We start from the raw sequence: 16132 nt of genomic DNA on the forward strand, positions 1-16132 counted from the left end.
TTTCGCTCGTTTTACAGTAAAGGACTAAAGAAGTAAAACAGTCGTTCAACGATGCGTTGCCACCAGGCACGTTTAGCCCAGCGAGCGCCATCCAGTAAGCGTGAGCGCGCGATGTAATCGTCCTGCACGGTAGCGAGATCGCTGCCAAAGCCATCATCATCAACCACCAATGTGATCTCAAAATTAAGCCACAGGCTGCGCATATCCAGATTAACGGTACCGACTAAACTCAGTTGTCCGTCGACCAGCACACTTTTGGTATGCAACAAGCCATCTTCAAACTGGTAAATCTTTACGCCCGCTTCCAGCAACTCGGTAAAGAAGGCGCGACTTGCCCAGCCTACCAGCAACGAATCATTGTGGCGCGGCACAATGATGCTCACTTCCACCCCGCGTAACGCCGCGGTACAGATGGCGTGCAGCAGGTCATCGCTCGGCACAAAGTAGGGCGTGGTCATGATCAGTTGCTTACGCGCGGAGTAAACCGCCGTGAGCAATGCCTGATGGATCATATCTTCCGGGAAACCAGGGCCAGAAGCGATTACCTGAATGGTATGACCGCTCTCCTGTTCGAAGGGCATCACATTGGCATCTGGCGCGGGCGGCAGAATGCGTTTACCGGTTTCAATCTCCCAGTCGCAGGCATACACAATGCCCATGGTGGTTGCCACTGGACCTTCCATGCGCGCCATGAGATCAATCCACTGGCCCACGCCCGCGTCCTGCTTAAAGAAGCGTGGATCGACCAGGTTCATGCTGCCTGTATAGGCGATGTAGTTATCGATCAGCACCACTTTGCGATGCTGACGTAGGTCCATGCGACGCAGGAACACACGCAGCAGGCTTACCTGCAACGCTTCAACCACGTCGATGCCAGCGTTGCGCATCATATTGACCCACGGACTGCGGAAGAAGGTCACGCTGCCCGCTGAATCCAGCATCAAGCGGCAATGCACACCGCGACGCGACGCGGCCATCAACGATTCCGCCACTTCATCTGCCAGCCCGCCGGGATGCCAGATATAGAACACCATCTCGATGTTGTGACGCGCCAGCTGGATATCGCGAATCAGCGCGTGCATCACGTCGTCGGAGCTGGTCAGCAACTGCAGCTGATTACCTTTCACGCCCGCGATGCCCTGACGATGGCGGCACAAATCAAACAGGGAACGCGCCACGTCACTGTGTTCGGTGGCAAAGATATGCCGACACTGTTTGAGCTCGTTGAGCCATTTGGCGGTAGAAGGCCACATGGTGCGCGCGCGCTCGGCACGCCGTTTACCTAAATGCAGCTCACCGAAGGAGAGATAGGCGATTATACCCACCAGCGGCAGAATGTAGATGATCAGCAGCCAGGCCATTGCGGAGGTGACTGCGCGGCGTTTCATCAGAATACGTAGCGTGACACCCGCAATCAGCAGCCAGTAACCAAACAGCAGCAACCAACTGATGAGGGTATAAAATGTGGTCATTAAGTGGACATCCTGTTCGCGCTTTGTTGTGCAAAGTTTACGTGCTGATCACAGGCAGTGAAACCTTTAATCGTAAATGACGTTTCGATGAAGCTTTCGATTTGGTATTTCCCAACAGATCTTTATAATGCCTGCCGAGTTTAGCCTGTCTGAGAGGATGTGATGAGACGCAGCAAAAATGAAGTGGCGCGCTGGAGAATGTTACGTCAGGTACATCGTCGTCGTTCTCGCTGGCTGGAAGGGCAGTCGCGTCGTTATAAACGCATCCACACCATTCGTCATCAGGTGGCGCAGCAGCATCGCCGCTCCATCCTGTTTATCTCGCAAATGGTCTGATGGGCTTACGCGGCCACTATGCGCCGCGTAGCACCCGAATGACATTGACCATCTCTACTGCCGCTGCCAGCACAATTAACATCACAATGTGCTGCCGAGCGTTGCGCCAGCCTTGCTGACGCCATAGCCAAAGTGCTCTGCCGATGAGAGCGAAAGCTATCACCAGCAGTAAAACTGACTGCCACATAGATTAGAAAACACGTTTGAACGGTTTGACCGCGACTTTCTCATACACGCCTGCGGCAATGTAGGGATCGTCCTTGGCCCATGATTCAGCGACTTCCAGTGAAGAGAATTCGGCGATGATCACGGAACCGCTGAAACCGGCCGGGCCTGGATCGTTGCTGTCAACCGCTGGCAGCGGACCCGCAGCAATCAGACGACCTTCATCTTGCAACAGCTGTAAACGAGCAAGATGCGCGGGACGTACCGAGTTGCGTTTTTCCAGTGAATCAGCGGTATCTTCCGCATAAATGACGTAAAGCACGATGGGATACTCCCGTTAGACTTGCCGAAATTGCGTGACACGTTAAGTGATCGTTAATCAGAGTGCAAACGAAAGATAAATACGCTGTCATTCAGCGCAATCAGGGTTAAAAAAGGCCTTTCTGCAGCCACATTTACATCGCTTATTGAAACTGATTGCTATTTGCATTTAAAATCTGCGCTTCACTCAATGAACATGAATGATATGACCACGTTGACTACGCCTTTACCTGCACGTACCCCCATTGCTGTAATTTTATCCGTGGTACTTCACGGTTCGTTGATCGCTGGCATTCTCTATGCATCGTTTCATCAGGTCATTGAAGTTCCAAAAGCGTCGCAGCCTATCAGCGTTTCGCTGGTGGCGCCTGAAGTGCAACCCGAACCTGCACCTGCCCAGGTTACGCCGCCACCTCCCGAGCCTGAGCCAGAACCTGAAGTAGCGCCAGAGCCGCCAAAGGTTGAGCCGGTGCCGATTCCTAAACCAGAATCCAAGCCGAAGCCAAAACCTAAACCAAAGCCAAAGGTGGAAAAGAAGGTTGAGCCGAAACCGCGTCAGGAAGTGAAGCCGCAGGAAAATCCGTTTAAGCAGGACGCGCCAACCACGCAGACGCGTCCAACCACCGCGCCGAAAGCCAATCCAACCGCAACGCCAAGCATCTCTGATGGCCCGAAAGCGATGAACGTTAGCAAGCCTGCTTATCCGGCACGTGCGTTCGCACTGCGCGTTGAGGGGCGTGTACGCGTGCAGTTTGATGTTGATAGTGATGGTCGTGTGGATAACGTTCAGATCTTGTCGGCTGAACCGCGCAACATGTTCGAGCGCGAAGTGAAGCAGGCGATGAAGAAATGGCGTTATCAGCCGGGTCGTCCGGGCAAGAATCTGACCATGAACATCGTATTCCGCATCAATGGTGGCGCCAATATCGAATAAGCACTCGTGGCTGAGAGGCAAAAAGAAAGCGGTCAGATGACCGCTTTTTTCGTGTTACAGATCGCTTAAATTGCTTCTGCCGGGCGGTAATGGGCGGGATTGCCCGGTATTGTCGACGGCAACGTAGACAAATACCGCTTCGGTTGCGCAGTAAGTCTGTCCAATCGGTTCGGACGACACTTTCTTGATCCACACTTCGACGTTAATGGTCATGGAACTGTTGCCGGTGCGGATGCAGCGTGCGTAGCAGCTCACCACATCGCCAACCGCAACGGGTTTAAGGAACGTCATTCCATCCACGCGCACGGTAACAACACGTCCTTCGGCAATCTCTTTCGCCTTGATTGCGCCGCCCATATCCATCTGCGACATCAACCAGCCACCAAAGATATCACCGTTGGCATTGGTATCCGCTGGCATGGCCAGGGTACGCAACACCATCTCGCCTTGCGGCGACTTATGTTTTTCGTCCATTGCTCAGTTCTTCTGCAGGTGAAGAGAAGCCCGACGCTGTCGGGCGGAGTGGCATTATTTTTGTTCTTGTTGCGGCATCTGTCGCCAGATATACACGCCGCTTAACAGGGTAAAGAGTAGGGTCAGGCCGGTCAGACCGAACACTTTAAAGTTAACCCAAAATTCCTGCGATAACCAAAACGCAACATAAATATTCGCCAAGCCGCAGGCGAGGAAGAAAATTGCCCAGGCAATGTTGAGATTGCGCCACACGCCTGACGGCAGTTGTAACTCTTTACCCAACATGGTTTGGATCAGCGGTTGCTTCATAAACCACTGGCTGTAGAGAAGCGCAACGGCAAATAGCGAATAAATAACCGTAACTTTCCATTTGATGAATTCATCGTTATGGAATACCAGCGTTAGCGTGCCGAATACCGCAACCAACACAAAGGTGAAAATGGTCATCTTTTCCAGCTTGCGATAGAGCACCCAACTGACGACCAGCGCCAAACCGGTGGCAACAATCAAAGCGCCAGAGGCGACAAAGATGTCGTATAGCTTGTAGAAGATGAAGAAAACCACCAGGGGAAGAAAATCGAGTAACTGCTTCATAGCGTTTCCAATTAGAGCAGGAGCGTTCAGCTATGGCGCCCGGAAGAGCGCCATAACGATTAACGTAACAGCATATACAGCCGGTACAGATAGATAATCAGCGCAGCGGAGACCAGATTACCCAGCGCGTTCAACACCACGGAGGCGATGTTGGCAGGCAGCACGGTCAGCGATGAAAAGAAGAACATCAGTACAATTTTAGCCAGCAACCACAGCACAATGGCCGGTGCAATAACCTTAATATTCTTCCAGGCGAGACGCATACTGGCGCGCATTGCGCCAATCACGCCGAGCTTTTCATTAGCGAGAATCACCGGCGCCAGCGAAAACAGGATGGCCAGAATCACGCCCGGTACCATCAGCACCATAAAGCCCAGCTGTACCAGCAAGGTGATCAGAAAGGTCTGCAGCAGCAGCTTTGGCAGGATCGGCGCAGACGCACCCATAGCACGCAGCGCGCTCACGCGTTGTCCGCCCGACACCATTGGGATCAGGAATAGCATGCCACCCAGCAGCAGCGTATTACCAATCAATGCAGCAAACGTGCCTGCAGCGGAAGCGCGCAGCAAAATACGCTGCTGATCCGGAGACATATTTTGTACCAGCTCAAACAGCGACGATGCGCTGTCATCGGACTGGCTCAACAACGAGAGCTGGTCTTCACCTGGCGTTAACGCGTGGCCGACGATCACAGTAATGAACGAGGTCAGCAGCGCCAGCAGTAAAATAGTAACAAGCTGATGGCGCAAAAAATTTCCTGTGTCACGGTATAACGAGCTTGCCGTGATAGACATGTAAACTCCTTGAAAGAACCGGATTAATTAACCCGGCGATTGTACATGTTCTACTGGCGTGCTGGCACCCGCAATGGGATAACTTTCTGTCATAACAGGTAAAGAAGGGTGAAAAAGCGCAGGAAGACCGTAGCGAGCACGGGCGCGATCGCAGGCTTCGTTCTGTTCACCGTTCTCGCCGGACATCGAAAACTCCCGACAGGGCGAAGGGCGCTGCTGATAAATGCCGCAGGATACGCAGCCGCCGACGTCGCCCTGTAGCGCAATACAGCGCGGCTGGCGTTGGTTGGTGCCGCGCATATTGCGCATAAACGGGGTTAACGGTTCGGTTAATTCAACGGGAACAGCACCGGCGCCATCATCGGCTTCGGCCCAGTAAAAAGAGACACGAAAGTGCGCGCAACATGCGCCACACGTCATACAAGGGTTTAGTGAATCGCTCATCTGATCGCCCGCCACTCCCAAGGCATCGAACCAAAATCACATAGGGGAAAGGTAAATTAATCACGGCGAGAAATTTTCGCAAGCGGACTTTTATTACGCGGTGTAAGGACAAAATTGATCTGAATCAATCCATTGTTTTTTAAGTGATTAATTTGGATTGATGCAGATGATCTTTTACCAAAAAAGGGGTAAATGTTGTGCCGCATTCAACATTGAGACCCATCTTTTTTGGCAAAGGAGTGATTATGAAACTGGCAAAATGCGCACTGCTGATGGCGCTGGCAATTCCGCAACTGGCTCTGGCTCATGAAGCCGGTGATTTCTTTATGCGCGCGGGTAGCGCCACCGTCCGTCCGACCGAAGGCTCTGACAATGTGCTGGGCATGGGCGGCTTTAACGTCAGCAACGATACGCAGTTGGGTTTAACCTTTACCTATATGGCGACGGATAACATCGGCGTTGAGCTGCTGGCCGCCACACCGTTTCGTCATAAGGTTGGACTGGGCGCCACCGGAAATCTGGCCACCGTGCGCCAGCTGCCGCCAACCTTAATGGCGCAGTACTATTTCTTTGATAGCAAAAGCAAAGTTCGTCCCTACGTTGGCGTGGGTATCAACTACACCACCTTCTATGATGCTAAATTCAATCAGACTGGACAGGATGCCGGCTTAAGCGACCTGAGCGTGAAAGACTCGTGGGGCATGGCCGGACAAGTTGGTCTGGATTATCAAATCAACCGCGACTGGATGCTGAACGCATCGCTGTGGTACATGGATATTGATACCGAAGTGAAATTCAAAGCTGGCGGTGAGCAGCAAAACATCAACACGCGTATTGATCCGTGGGTGTTCTTCTTTGGTGCTGGATATCGATTCTAATCGGCAACCAGAAATGAAGCGGGCGACCCGAAGGTCGCCCGTTGTGTTATTTAATCTGCATATTGTTAACCACAGATTTCACGCCTGCCACGCTACGCGTTACGGCCACTGCGCGATTTGCCATCTGCGGTGAGCTGACAAAACCGCTCAGCTGAACTTTACCCTTAAAGGTTTCAACATTGATTTCGGTCGATTTCAGCGACTCGTCATTCAATAGCTGAGCCTTAACTTTGGTGGTCACAACGGTATCGTCGATGTAACCGCCAGTGCCTTCTTTGGTTGCTGTGGGTGCACACGCGCTAAGAGCCAGCGCCATTACCGCAGCCATCATAAATCCTGCAACGACTTTGAAAAAATTCATTGGTTATCTCCCTGTCTTAGATGATGTTTCGCCGCAATGGGGCGGCGCAGTTAATTGTGGTCTGGCGATGCGAAATCGGCAAATCGGCGGGTGCAAAAAAGTGAGAAATAGGGAATTTTTGCCACTTATTGATCCAATCCCAGTTTTAGTTGGGTATGAAAAGCTGAGAGTGGCCGAGAAAATGAGCAGGGGGGAGGTTTATGTCGGTAAAAAGGCCTTATCCACGCGGGAATAAGGCCATGAAGGATTTTAGCGAGTGGCCGCTTTCAGGCTGCTCACAAAGGCTTTCAGCTCGCTGAGCAGCGTTGCCGGATCATTCTGGTTACGTTCAATGACTTTCACAATCGCCGAACCGGAAATGGCGCCCGCCGCACCCGCAGCGATCGCTTCTTTCACCTGGCCAGGCTCAGAGATACCAAAGCCCTGCAGCGGTGGCGCAGCGTTAAACTCACGCAGTTTTTCGATCAGGTGATTCAGCGGCAGGCTGGCTCGATTTTCTGAACCGGTGACGCCTGCGCGTGACAGCAGATAAGTGTAACCGCGACCGTGCGCAGCAATCTCGCGCAGCAATTCATCGTCGGCATTTGGCGGACAGATAAAGATCGGTGCCACATTATGGCGCATCGCAGCCTGACGGAACGGCGCAGACTCTTCGAGCGGCACATCAGCTACCAGCACGGAATCGACGCCCACCGCTTCACACTGCGCATAAAAGTTATCGATACCTTTGCTGAACACCAGATTGGCATACATCAGCAAACCAATCGGCAGGTCGGGATATTTCTGGCGTACGGTGGCCAGAATTTCAAAGCACTGCGCCACGGTGGTGCCGGAAGCAAAGGCACGCAGCGTCGCGCCCTGAATGGTTGGGCCATCGGCCAGCGGATCCGAGAACGGAATACCGAGCTCTAACGCGTCCGCACCGCCTTCCACCAAAGTATCGATAATTTTCAGCGACAGTTCAGGTGACGGATCGCCGAGGGTAACGAAGGGGACAAACGCGCCTTCTTTCTGCGCCGACAGACGTTGAAACAGCTGATTATAACGTTCCATCAGATCTCTCCCTTGGCTTTCAAAATATCGTGAACGGTGAAGATGTCTTTATCGCCGCGCCCGGAAAGGTTAACCACCAGCAACTGCTCTTTTTCCGGATTCTCGCGGATCATTTTCAGCGCATGTGCCAGCGCGTGTGAGGATTCGAGTGCAGGAATAATCCCTTCAGCACGACACAGCTCTTTAAAGGCGCTGAGCGCTTCATCATCGGTGATCGACACATATTCCGCGCGGCCGATGCTGTTCAGATGCGCATGCTGAGGTCCCACCGATGGGAAGTCCAGTCCCGCAGAGATAGAGTAGGATTCTTCAATCTGACCCTCTTCGGTCTGCATCATCGGCGCTTTCATGCCGAAGTAGATCCCGACACGACCGTGCTTGAGCGGCGCACCGTGTTCACCGGTTTCGATACCGTGACCCGCCGGTTCAACGCCGATCAGGCCAACGCTTTCTTCTTCGATGAAATCAGCGAACATGCCGATCGCGTTCGAACCACCGCCCACGCAGGCTAACACCGCATCGGGCAGACGACCTTCGCGCTCAAGAATCTGAGCTTTGGTCTCTTCGCCAATCATGCGCTGGAATTCGCGTACGATCGTCGGGAACGGGTGCGGGCCTGCGGCGGTGCCGAGCATGTAGTGCGCGGTTTCATAGCTGCCAGACCAGTCGCGCAGCGCCTCGTTACAGGCATCTTTCAGCGTAGCTGAACCGCTATGCACTGGAATCACTTCCGCGCCCATCAAACGCATACGGAACACATTTGGCGACTGACGTTCAACATCTTTCGCGCCCATATAGATGCGGCACTTCATACCCAACAGGGCACAGGCTAACGCTGACGCCACGCCGTGCTGACCAGCGCCGGTTTCCGCGATGATCTCGTTTTTACCCATACGCTTAGCCAACAGCGCCTGACCCAGCACCTGGTTGGTTTTGTGCGCGCCACCGTGCAGCAAATCTTCACGCTTCAGATAAAGGCGGGTTTTGGTACCTTTGGTCAGGTTGCTGCACAGCGTCAACGCCGTTGGGCGTCCAGCGTAGTTTTTCAGCAGGTCAGTAAATTCGGCCTGAAACTCGGGATCGCGCTGCGCTTCAACAAACGCATTTTCCAGCTGGCGCAAGGCTGGCATCAGGATTTGCGGCACATATTGGCCGCCAAACTCGCCAAAATAGGGATTTAATAACGTGGTCATTTTTTCATTTTCCTTATTCGGCCCGCGCGATGGCGGGCAAGCGAAATTAATAAGCGCGCAGCGTGCGGAATACCGCCGCGACTTTACTGGCATCTTTAATGCCTGGCGCAGATTCTACGCCGGAGTTGAAATCGAGGCCGGCACAGCCCAACTGCGCGGCTTCAACGCAGTTGTCAGCGCTTAAGCCACCGGCCAGCAACACGTTGCTGAGATCCTGGCCTTGCAGCAGTGACCAATCGAAACGCTGGCCGGTGCCGCCCTGACCGTTATCGAACACGTAGCGATCGACGTGCGGCCAGTCGCGCGCAGGTAAATGATCTTTAATGCTCAGCGCTTTCCAGATTTTGGTGTCTGCTGGCAGCGCCTGACGCAGTTGTGCGACAAACGCCTGATCTTCATCGCCGTGAAGTTGTACTGCGGTGAGCTTCAACGTCTCCGCAAGCGTGACAATGTCACTTGCCGCGTTGTTGCGGAACACGCCTACATACTTCAGCGGGGCGGCAGCCTGAACCGCCTGCGCCTGCTCAATGCTGATTTTACGCGGCGAGCCTTCAGCGAAGATCAATCCACCGTAAATGGCACCAGCTTCCTGCGCTGTATTTGCATCTTCAGCGCATGTCAGGCCGCAGACTTTGTTATCGCCAAGCAACACGCGACGCACGCCAGCGCTGAGATCCGCTTCTTCCATCAGCGCAGATCCAATCAGGAAGCCGTTAGCGAAGTGGCTTAATTCACGTACCTGCGCGTAATTGTGGATGCCGGATTCACTAATGACGGTGACGCCATGTCCGAGACGCGGCGCTAACTGACGCGTGCGGTTCAGGTCGATGGAGAGGTCGCGCAGATCGCGGTTATTAATGCCGACGACTTTGGCTTCCAGCGCGATGGCACGTTCCATCTCTTCTTCATTACTCACTTCGGTCAGCACGCCCATTTTCAGGCTGTGCGCCACAGCGGCGAGCTGACGATATTGCTCATCATCCAACACCGACAACATCAGCAGGATGGCATCGGCTTGATAATGGCGCGCCAGATAGATCTGGTACGGATCGATGATGAAGTCTTTGCACAACACCGGTTGCGTGATGGCGGCGCTGACAATCGGCAGGAAGGCAAAATCGCCCTGGAAGTATTTTTCATCGGTCAACACCGATACCGCCGAAGCGTGGTGACGGTAAACGCCAGCAATAGTCGCGGGATCGAAATCCTCGCGAATCAGCCCTTTGGAAGGCGAGGCTTTTTTGCACTCCAGGATGAATACGGTGCGTGAGCCACGCAGTGCATCGTAAAAATGACGTTCCGCAGGCTGCAAATCGTTCTGGAAGGTGGCCAGCGGCTGCTGTGCTTTGCGCGCTTCAACCCAGACGGCTTTATCTTGTACGATTTTCTCTAAAACAGTGCCCTTAATACTCATCTCATCCTCTCGCTGCCAGAGCGACAACGCGTTCGTAAGCCTGTCCGCTGCGAATGGCAGCGATGGCGCGCTGTGCGTTGTCGCGCAAATCTTCATTTCCGAACACTTTCAGTAACATTGCGACGTTCACCGCAACCGCCTGCTCATGGGCGGGCTGGCCTTTACCCTGGAGTAAACGGGTCAGAATGTCACGGTTTTCTTCCGGCGTGCCGCCTGCCAACGCGTCTTTATCATGGAAGCCAAAACCGAAGTCTTCTGGCGTCAGCTGATAGCCGGTGATTTCGCCATCACGCAACTCGGCAACCTGCGTTGGGCTGTGCAGCGCCACTTCATCCATGCCGCCGCCGTGTACCACCGCGGCACGTTGATAGCCGAGCACTTTCAGCGTTTGAGCGATCGGCAGCACCAGTTCTGGGCTATAAACGCCAATCACCGCCAGCGGTGGACGCGCGGGATTGATCAGCGGCCCCAGCACGTTAAAGATCGTTCGGGTTTTCAACTGCTGGCGTACCGGCATCGCGTGACGGAAACCGCTGTGATACTGCGGGGCAAACAGGAAGCAGACGTTGAGATCGTCCAGCGCCTTGCGTGCCTGTTCGGCTGGCATATCCAAATTGATGCCAAATGCCGCCAGCAGGTCGGAAGATCCAGATTTGCTGGAGACGCTGCGATTGCCGTGCTTCGCCACTTTCAGGCCACAGGTCGCCGCGACAAAGGCGCTGGCGGTAGAAATGTTGATGCTGTTGCTGCCGTCGCCACCGGTACCGACGATATCGGCAAAGGTGTAATCCGGACGCGGGAACGGTTTCGCATCGGCCAGCAACGCGGAAGCGGCACCGGCGATCTCTTCCGGACGCTCGCCACGGACTTTCATGGCGATCAGCGCGGCGGCTAACTGCGTCGGCTCCAGCTGACCGGTGATAATCGCGCTAAACAGCTGGTGGCTTTCGTCCTGGCTCAGCGTCTCGGACTGATAAAGTTTTTCCAGAATAGTTTGCATCATAATCTCCCTATTACTTCGCCAGCGCCCAGGCCAACGTCTGTTCTAACAAGCGCGCGCCCTGAGTGGTGAGAATGGATTCTGGGTGGAACTGGAAGCCACACACACGGTCGGCATCGTGGCGTACGGCCATCACCATGCCGTTGTAGCTGGCGTTAACGGTCAATTCGGCTGGCGTATTGCTGCCGACCAGCGAGTGATAACGTGCCACCGGCAGCGGATTACTCAGGCCCGCGAACATGCCTTCGCCATCGTGGGTAATAGAAGAGGCTTTGCCGTGCAGGATCTCGCCGGCCTGGCCGACATGTCCGCCGTATGCTTCAACAATCGCCTGATGACCGAGGCAAATGCCGATAATCGGCAGACGACCGCGCAGCGCTTGCAGCAAATCAGGCATGCAACCGGCATCTTTCGGCGCGCCAGGACCCGGCGACAGCATCAGAATCGGATTCTCCATCTGCTGCAGGCGTTCAATCAGCACTTCAGCGGGCACGTTGTTACGGTAAATCAACACGTTGTGGCCGAAAGTACGCAGCTGATCAACGAGGTTGTAAGTAAAGGAGTCGATGTTATCGAGCAGCAGGATATCGGCCATCAGAAAATCTCCTTGCAGTGATGGGCTGTTGCGATGGCACGCAATACCGCGCGCGCTTTGTTGCGGCTCTCGTCCGCTTCTGCCTGTGGCTGTGAATCCAGCACCACACCAGCGCCGGCTTGCACGGTGGCGACGCCGTCTTCGACCCACGCAGAGCGGATAACGATGCAGGTATCCAGATCGCCGTTAGCGGTGAAATAGCCGACTGCACCGCCGTAGCTGCCGCGACGTGTGCCTTCTTTTCCGGCAATCAGCTGCATCGCACGCACTTTCGGTGCGCCACTCAGCGTGCCCATGTTCATGCAGGCGCGGTAAGCGTGCAGCACGTCGAGGTCTGCGCGCAGCGTGCCCACCACGCGTGACACCAGATGCATTACGAACGAGTAGCGGTCCACTTTGGTCAGGTCAGCCACGTAGCGGCTGCCCGGCACGCAGATGCGCGCCAAATCGTTACGCGCCAAATCCACCAGCATCAGGTGCTCGGCCATCTCTTTATGGTCGGTGCGCATTTCCAGTTCGATGCGGCTGTCGAGATCGCGATCCAGCGAGCCATCAGCATGGCGGCCGCGTGGACGGGTTCCAGCAATCGGGTAGATCTCAATCTGGCGCGAGGTTGCGTCATATTTCAGTGAGCTTTCTGGCGAGGCACCAAACAGCGCGAAATCCTGGTCCTGCATAAAGAACATGTAGGGGCTTGGGTTGCTGTTTTTCAGCGTGTCGTAAGCGGCCAGTGGAGAAGGGCACGGCAGCGAGAAGCGACGTGAAGGGACCACCTGGAAGATTTCGCCGATGCGAATCGCTTCCTGCATCTCACGTACCACGTTGCAATACTCTTCGTCGCTTTGACTGGTGCTCAGCGTCATTTGCTCGACGCGCTGAACCGGCAACGCTGGCGCAGCTTGCGTCATCTGGCCGCGTAGTTGTTCAATGCGGCCTTGCAGGCGCTGAAACTCGCTGGTCGATGGGCTGAATAAGCTGGCTTGCAGGCGCGCCGTGCGCTGCTGATGGTCGATCACCAGTAAGGTTTCGGCCAGATAGAAGCAGTAATCCGGGCAACGCTGTTCGTTGCGCAGCTCTGGTAGATCTTCGAAGCCCGCGACTAAGTCATAAGCGAACAAGCCACCGAGCAGCATCGCTTCGCGCTCGTCTTCCGGGCTGTTCACCAGTTGCGGAATCAGGCGCAGCGCATCAAACACGGAAAGGGCTTTCAGGCGCGAATCTTCGTCCTGCATACCTTGCGGCTGGGTGAAATGCAGCTCGCGGCCATCAGGGCGCACATCGATGCGCACTTCAGGTGGCAGCGCCTCATCCAGCAGCGGCAAGATGGCGCGACCATTTTCCGACAGCGCTTTGATGGTGACGATGTTGCCCAGCGCGCTGACGCGCAGCGCGCTATCGACGATTAACAGGCTTTTCAGGTTTTGTTTGCTGTCGATATCAGCGGATTCAAGCAGCAGAGTTGCTGGACGTGCGCCGCATAACTGATGAAACACTGCGGCCGGATCTTCGCGGTAGGGCGCGGTACCGGTTATCAACTTCAATGTAGGTTTCGCAATAGCCATAATGGATTCTCTGAATTTCGCTCAAAAAAAAGCCCGCTCGGTGGCGGGCTTAGGTATCAATCTGCACTGCGGTTACGCGAGTTGTGCACGACGATGTCGCCCGATAAAGGGATCTTCGCGCCACCAACCATTTAAAAGCGTACCGAAAATAGTCATGATTAAATACCCGTTACGTGTGAACTTGTGTACTAGTTAACTGGTTCGGGCGAAAAATGTCAATACCCTTTTTCAGCCAGGGACAAAATCGTTATTATGCCTGCCGGTTTATGCAGTTGCTGGAGTTATCTTGTCGGACATCGCTCGTTTTCCCCTTTATGATTTACACAGCCATACGCTGGCTTCTGACGGCTTATTAACGCCGACTGCGCTGGTACAGCGTGCGGTTGAGATGAAAGTCGGCGTGCTAGCGATCACCGATCACGACACGGTGGCGGGCGTGGCAGAAGCGCAGGGGGCAGTGGTACAACAGGAGCTGCCGATCCGCGTATTGGCCGGTTTAGAAGCGTCAACCTTATGGGAAAATCACGAAATCCACATTGTGGGGCTGAATGTCGATTGCCTGCATCCCGCGCTGACTGAATTCCTCGCGCAACAGCATCAGACACGTGTGGATCGTGCACAGCAAATTGCCGAACGCCTTGAGCGCGCGCGTATTCCTGATGCGCTGGCCGGAGCCCAGCGTCTGGCGCAAGGTGGCTTGATTACGCGTGGCCATTTTGCGCGTTATCTGGTGGAGATTGGCAAAGCCGATAATATGGCGCAGGTGTTCAAGAATTATCTGGCGCGCGGGAAAACCGGCTACGTGCCTCCGCAATGGTGTACAATTAAACAAGCCATTGATGCTATTCATCATTCTGGAGGCTATGCCGTTTTGGCGCATCCAGGTCGTTATGGTTTGTCGGCTAAATGGTTAAAGCGACTGATTGCGCATTTTGCCGACGTGGGCGGCGATGCCATGGAAGTTGCGCAGTGCCAGCAAGCGCCAAACGAGCGCACGCAACTGGCAACTTATGCGCGTGACCATCAGTTAGCCGGGTCGCAGGGATCAGATTTTCACCAACCTTGTCCGTGGATAGAACTGGGACGCAAGTTATGGTTACCGGGCGGCGTGGAGCCGGTTTGGGAACGCTTCCCCGAGTTGGCGCCCAGCATTGCTGTTACAGACAGGTGATATGAGGTTTTTATGAGTCAATATTTTCACATTCATCCCGACAATCCGCAGCCGCGCCTGGTGAATCAGGCCGTTGATTATCTGAATAAAGGCAGCGTGATTGTTTATCCAACCGATTCTGGCTATGCGCTGGGTTGCCGTCTGGAAGAGAAAAATGCCATGGAGCGCATTTGTCGCATTCGCCAATTGGATGGCAATCACAACTTCACGTTGATGTGCCGCGATTTGTCGGAGCTGTCGACTTACGCGCAGGTGGATAACTCCGCGTTTCGCATCCTGAAAAATAACACGCCGGGCAATTACACCTTCATTTTGAAGGCGACGAAAGAAGTGCCGCGTCGTCTGATGAATGACAAACGTAAAACCATCGGTCTGCGCGTGCCGTCCAATCCGGTAGCGCTGGCAATATTGGAGCGCCTCAACGAACCGATGATGTCGACCTCGCTGATGTTGCCGGGCAACGATTTTACCGAATCCGATCCGGAGGAGATTCAGTACAGCATTGGCAAGCTGGTGGATCTGATCATCGATGGCGGTACGCTGGGACAGCAGCCAACCACGGTGATCGACCTCACCAGCGATGCGCCAGTGGTGGTGCGCGAAGGCGTCGGTGACACGCGCCCGTTCGAATAATTATGCATGGTCAGGCGTGGCGTTCTGCGTCTGACCAATATTGGATTCCAGCCATTTTTTGAAATCTCCGTAAGGAATATACAGCGAGACATCTTTTAAAATGACTTTCTTGCTGCGCACGTTAGATATTTCATGGCTATATCCAACAATCACACCGCCAATAGTTTGGTCAGCATTATATACCGCGCCACCTGACATTCCCTGAACAACGCCAGCATTTGATGCCATCGCCATGCAGGGCTTCTTATTCCATTTATTGGTAATTGCGGTGCGCGCTAAATTAACGCCGCTCGATTCCACCGGCATAGCGGAAATAAAGCTGTAACCGTACATTTTAATCGGTTCACCAATCGCACCGCTGCGGAATTTAGCCAGCGTTTCTGGGCTATTCTTATGATAAATAATCGCGACGTCGCAATAGGGATGATAAGCCTTGACACGTTGCACGGCGGTTTTTGCCACGTGCGCTGCCGTCAGGCTGTATTCTGGCGTCAAAGGAATGGTTGTGCCGAGGATGCCCAAACCTAACACAGTCGGGATGCCAGTCACGCTCATATCAACGTGTTGCATCGCAGTACGACTGTACTCAGTATGGCCCACGGAACAACCGCTCAGTGCCAGCGCAGCAAGCGCAGGCCAAAGCAGAGAGGTTTTCATGGCAGTGATCTTCATTTAAGCATGTCCGTAAAATCCCTGGTGAAGACTTTCGACATGCAAATTAAATTCATTCCGTAAATC

At 54.1% G+C, this 16132-nt stretch carries 17 protein-coding genes, 1 pseudogene and 1 other annotated feature; of the genes and pseudogenes, 5 read left to right on the forward strand and 13 right to left on the reverse strand.

Annotated elements, in window-relative coordinates:
- Positions 1-11: 11 nt before the first annotated feature.
- The gene (cls, locus tag PanJK_RS05990; protein WP_265298015.1) at positions 12-1472 is read right to left on the reverse strand and encodes a cardiolipin synthase; all 1461 of its coding nucleotides are present in this window, start codon (positions 1470-1472) and stop codon (positions 12-14) included.
- 162 nt (positions 1473-1634) lie between these two features.
- On the opposite strand from cls, the gene PanJK_RS05995 reads away from it, so the two are divergent.
- Positions 1635-1808 carry a YciY family protein gene (locus PanJK_RS05995; RefSeq protein WP_007892390.1) on the forward strand — a complete coding sequence of 58 codons (174 nt, stop codon included), beginning with the start codon at positions 1635-1637 and terminating at the stop codon, positions 1806-1808.
- Between the two features lie 190 nt (positions 1809-1998).
- Here PanJK_RS05995 and PanJK_RS06000 read toward each other — a convergent pair whose 3' ends face one another.
- A complete protein-coding gene (locus PanJK_RS06000; protein WP_008106569.1) occupies positions 1999-2295 on the reverse strand; it encodes a YciI family protein in 297 nt (98 codons plus the stop codon).
- 204 nt (positions 2296-2499) lie between these two features.
- On the opposite strand from PanJK_RS06000, the gene tonB reads away from it, so the two are divergent.
- Positions 2500-3228, forward strand: a complete 729-nt coding sequence (gene tonB, locus PanJK_RS06005; protein WP_265298019.1) for a TonB system transport protein TonB — start codon at positions 2500-2502, stop codon at positions 3226-3228.
- Positions 3229-3282: 54 nt separating this feature from the next.
- Here tonB and yciA read toward each other — a convergent pair whose 3' ends face one another.
- From yciA to PanJK_RS06025, 4 genes are read right to left on the reverse strand one after another with little or no spacing between them, the layout of a single operon-like run.
- Positions 3283-3702 carry an acyl-CoA thioester hydrolase YciA gene (gene yciA / locus PanJK_RS06010; RefSeq protein ID WP_007892397.1) on the reverse strand — a complete coding sequence of 140 codons (420 nt, stop codon included), beginning with the start codon at positions 3700-3702 and terminating at the stop codon, positions 3283-3285.
- Between the two features lie 54 nt (positions 3703-3756).
- Positions 3757-4296, reverse strand: a complete 540-nt coding sequence (locus tag PanJK_RS06015; RefSeq protein WP_008106564.1) for a septation protein A — start codon at positions 4294-4296, stop codon at positions 3757-3759.
- Positions 4297-4355: 59 nt separating this feature from the next.
- Positions 4356-5090, reverse strand: a complete 735-nt coding sequence (locus PanJK_RS06020) for a YciC family protein (RefSeq protein WP_265298021.1) — start codon at positions 5088-5090, stop codon at positions 4356-4358.
- Between the two features lie 27 nt (positions 5091-5117).
- Positions 5118-5534, reverse strand: coding sequence for a YkgJ family cysteine cluster protein (locus tag PanJK_RS06025; protein ID WP_265298024.1), 417 nt, complete (start codon positions 5532-5534; stop codon positions 5118-5120).
- Between the two features lie 245 nt (positions 5535-5779).
- On the opposite strand from PanJK_RS06025, the gene ompW reads away from it, so the two are divergent.
- Positions 5780-6412, forward strand: coding sequence for an outer membrane protein OmpW (gene ompW, locus PanJK_RS06030; RefSeq protein ID WP_008106557.1), 633 nt, complete (start codon positions 5780-5782; stop codon positions 6410-6412).
- A gap of 46 nt (positions 6413-6458) precedes the next feature.
- On the opposite strand, the gene PanJK_RS06035 is transcribed toward ompW, so the two are convergent.
- The 6 genes and pseudogenes from PanJK_RS06035 to PanJK_RS06060 all read right to left on the reverse strand — a co-directional run bounded on the left by PanJK_RS06035 (position 6459) and on the right by PanJK_RS06060 (position 13590).
- Positions 6459-6773, reverse strand: coding sequence for a BON domain-containing protein (locus PanJK_RS06035; protein WP_008106555.1), 315 nt, complete (start codon positions 6771-6773; stop codon positions 6459-6461).
- Between the two features lie 249 nt (positions 6774-7022).
- Positions 7023-7826, reverse strand: a complete 804-nt coding sequence (gene trpA / locus PanJK_RS06040) for a tryptophan synthase subunit alpha (protein WP_265298030.1) — start codon at positions 7824-7826, stop codon at positions 7023-7025.
- Positions 7826-9019, reverse strand: coding sequence for a tryptophan synthase subunit beta (gene trpB, locus PanJK_RS06045; protein WP_007892408.1), 1194 nt, complete (start codon positions 9017-9019; stop codon positions 7826-7828). Before trpB ends, trpA begins: the two co-directional genes overlap by 1 nt.
- A gap of 46 nt (positions 9020-9065) precedes the next feature.
- Positions 9066-10433, reverse strand: a complete 1368-nt coding sequence (gene trpCF, locus PanJK_RS06050; RefSeq protein ID WP_265298033.1) for a bifunctional indole-3-glycerol-phosphate synthase TrpC/phosphoribosylanthranilate isomerase TrpF — start codon at positions 10431-10433, stop codon at positions 9066-9068.
- A gap of 1 nt (position 10434) precedes the next feature.
- Positions 10435-12028 (reverse strand): annotated as a pseudogene (gene trpD / locus PanJK_RS06055) (bifunctional anthranilate synthase glutamate amidotransferase component TrpG/anthranilate phosphoribosyltransferase TrpD).
- On the reverse strand, positions 12028-13590 hold the full coding sequence (locus tag PanJK_RS06060) for an anthranilate synthase component 1 (RefSeq protein WP_265298036.1): 1563 nt from the start codon (positions 13588-13590) through the stop codon (positions 12028-12030). Before PanJK_RS06060 ends, trpD begins: the two are co-directional and overlap by 1 nt.
- A 23-nt stretch (positions 13591-13613) precedes the next feature.
- Positions 13614-13722 (reverse strand) — a sequence feature (Trp leader region).
- A 154-nt stretch (positions 13723-13876) separates the two neighbouring features.
- Here PanJK_RS06060 and rnm point away from each other — a divergent pair.
- A complete protein-coding gene (gene rnm / locus PanJK_RS06065; protein ID WP_265298039.1) occupies positions 13877-14761 on the forward strand; it encodes an RNase RNM in 885 nt (294 codons plus the stop codon).
- A 12-nt stretch (positions 14762-14773) separates the two neighbouring features.
- Complete coding sequence (locus PanJK_RS06070; protein ID WP_008106539.1) at positions 14774-15394, forward strand: L-threonylcarbamoyladenylate synthase; 621 nt, start codon at positions 14774-14776, stop codon at positions 15392-15394.
- Here the strand turns inward: PanJK_RS06070 and PanJK_RS06075 are convergent, their stop codons facing one another.
- Positions 15395-16051 carry a serine protease gene (locus PanJK_RS06075; protein WP_265298043.1) on the reverse strand — a complete coding sequence of 219 codons (657 nt, stop codon included), beginning with the start codon at positions 16049-16051 and terminating at the stop codon, positions 15395-15397.
- Positions 16052-16132: the final 81 nt, after the last annotated feature.

This window comes from Pantoea sp. JK, from assembly GCF_026130245.1.
Classification (GTDB): Bacteria; Pseudomonadota; Gammaproteobacteria; order Enterobacterales; family Enterobacteriaceae; genus Pantoea; species Pantoea trifolii.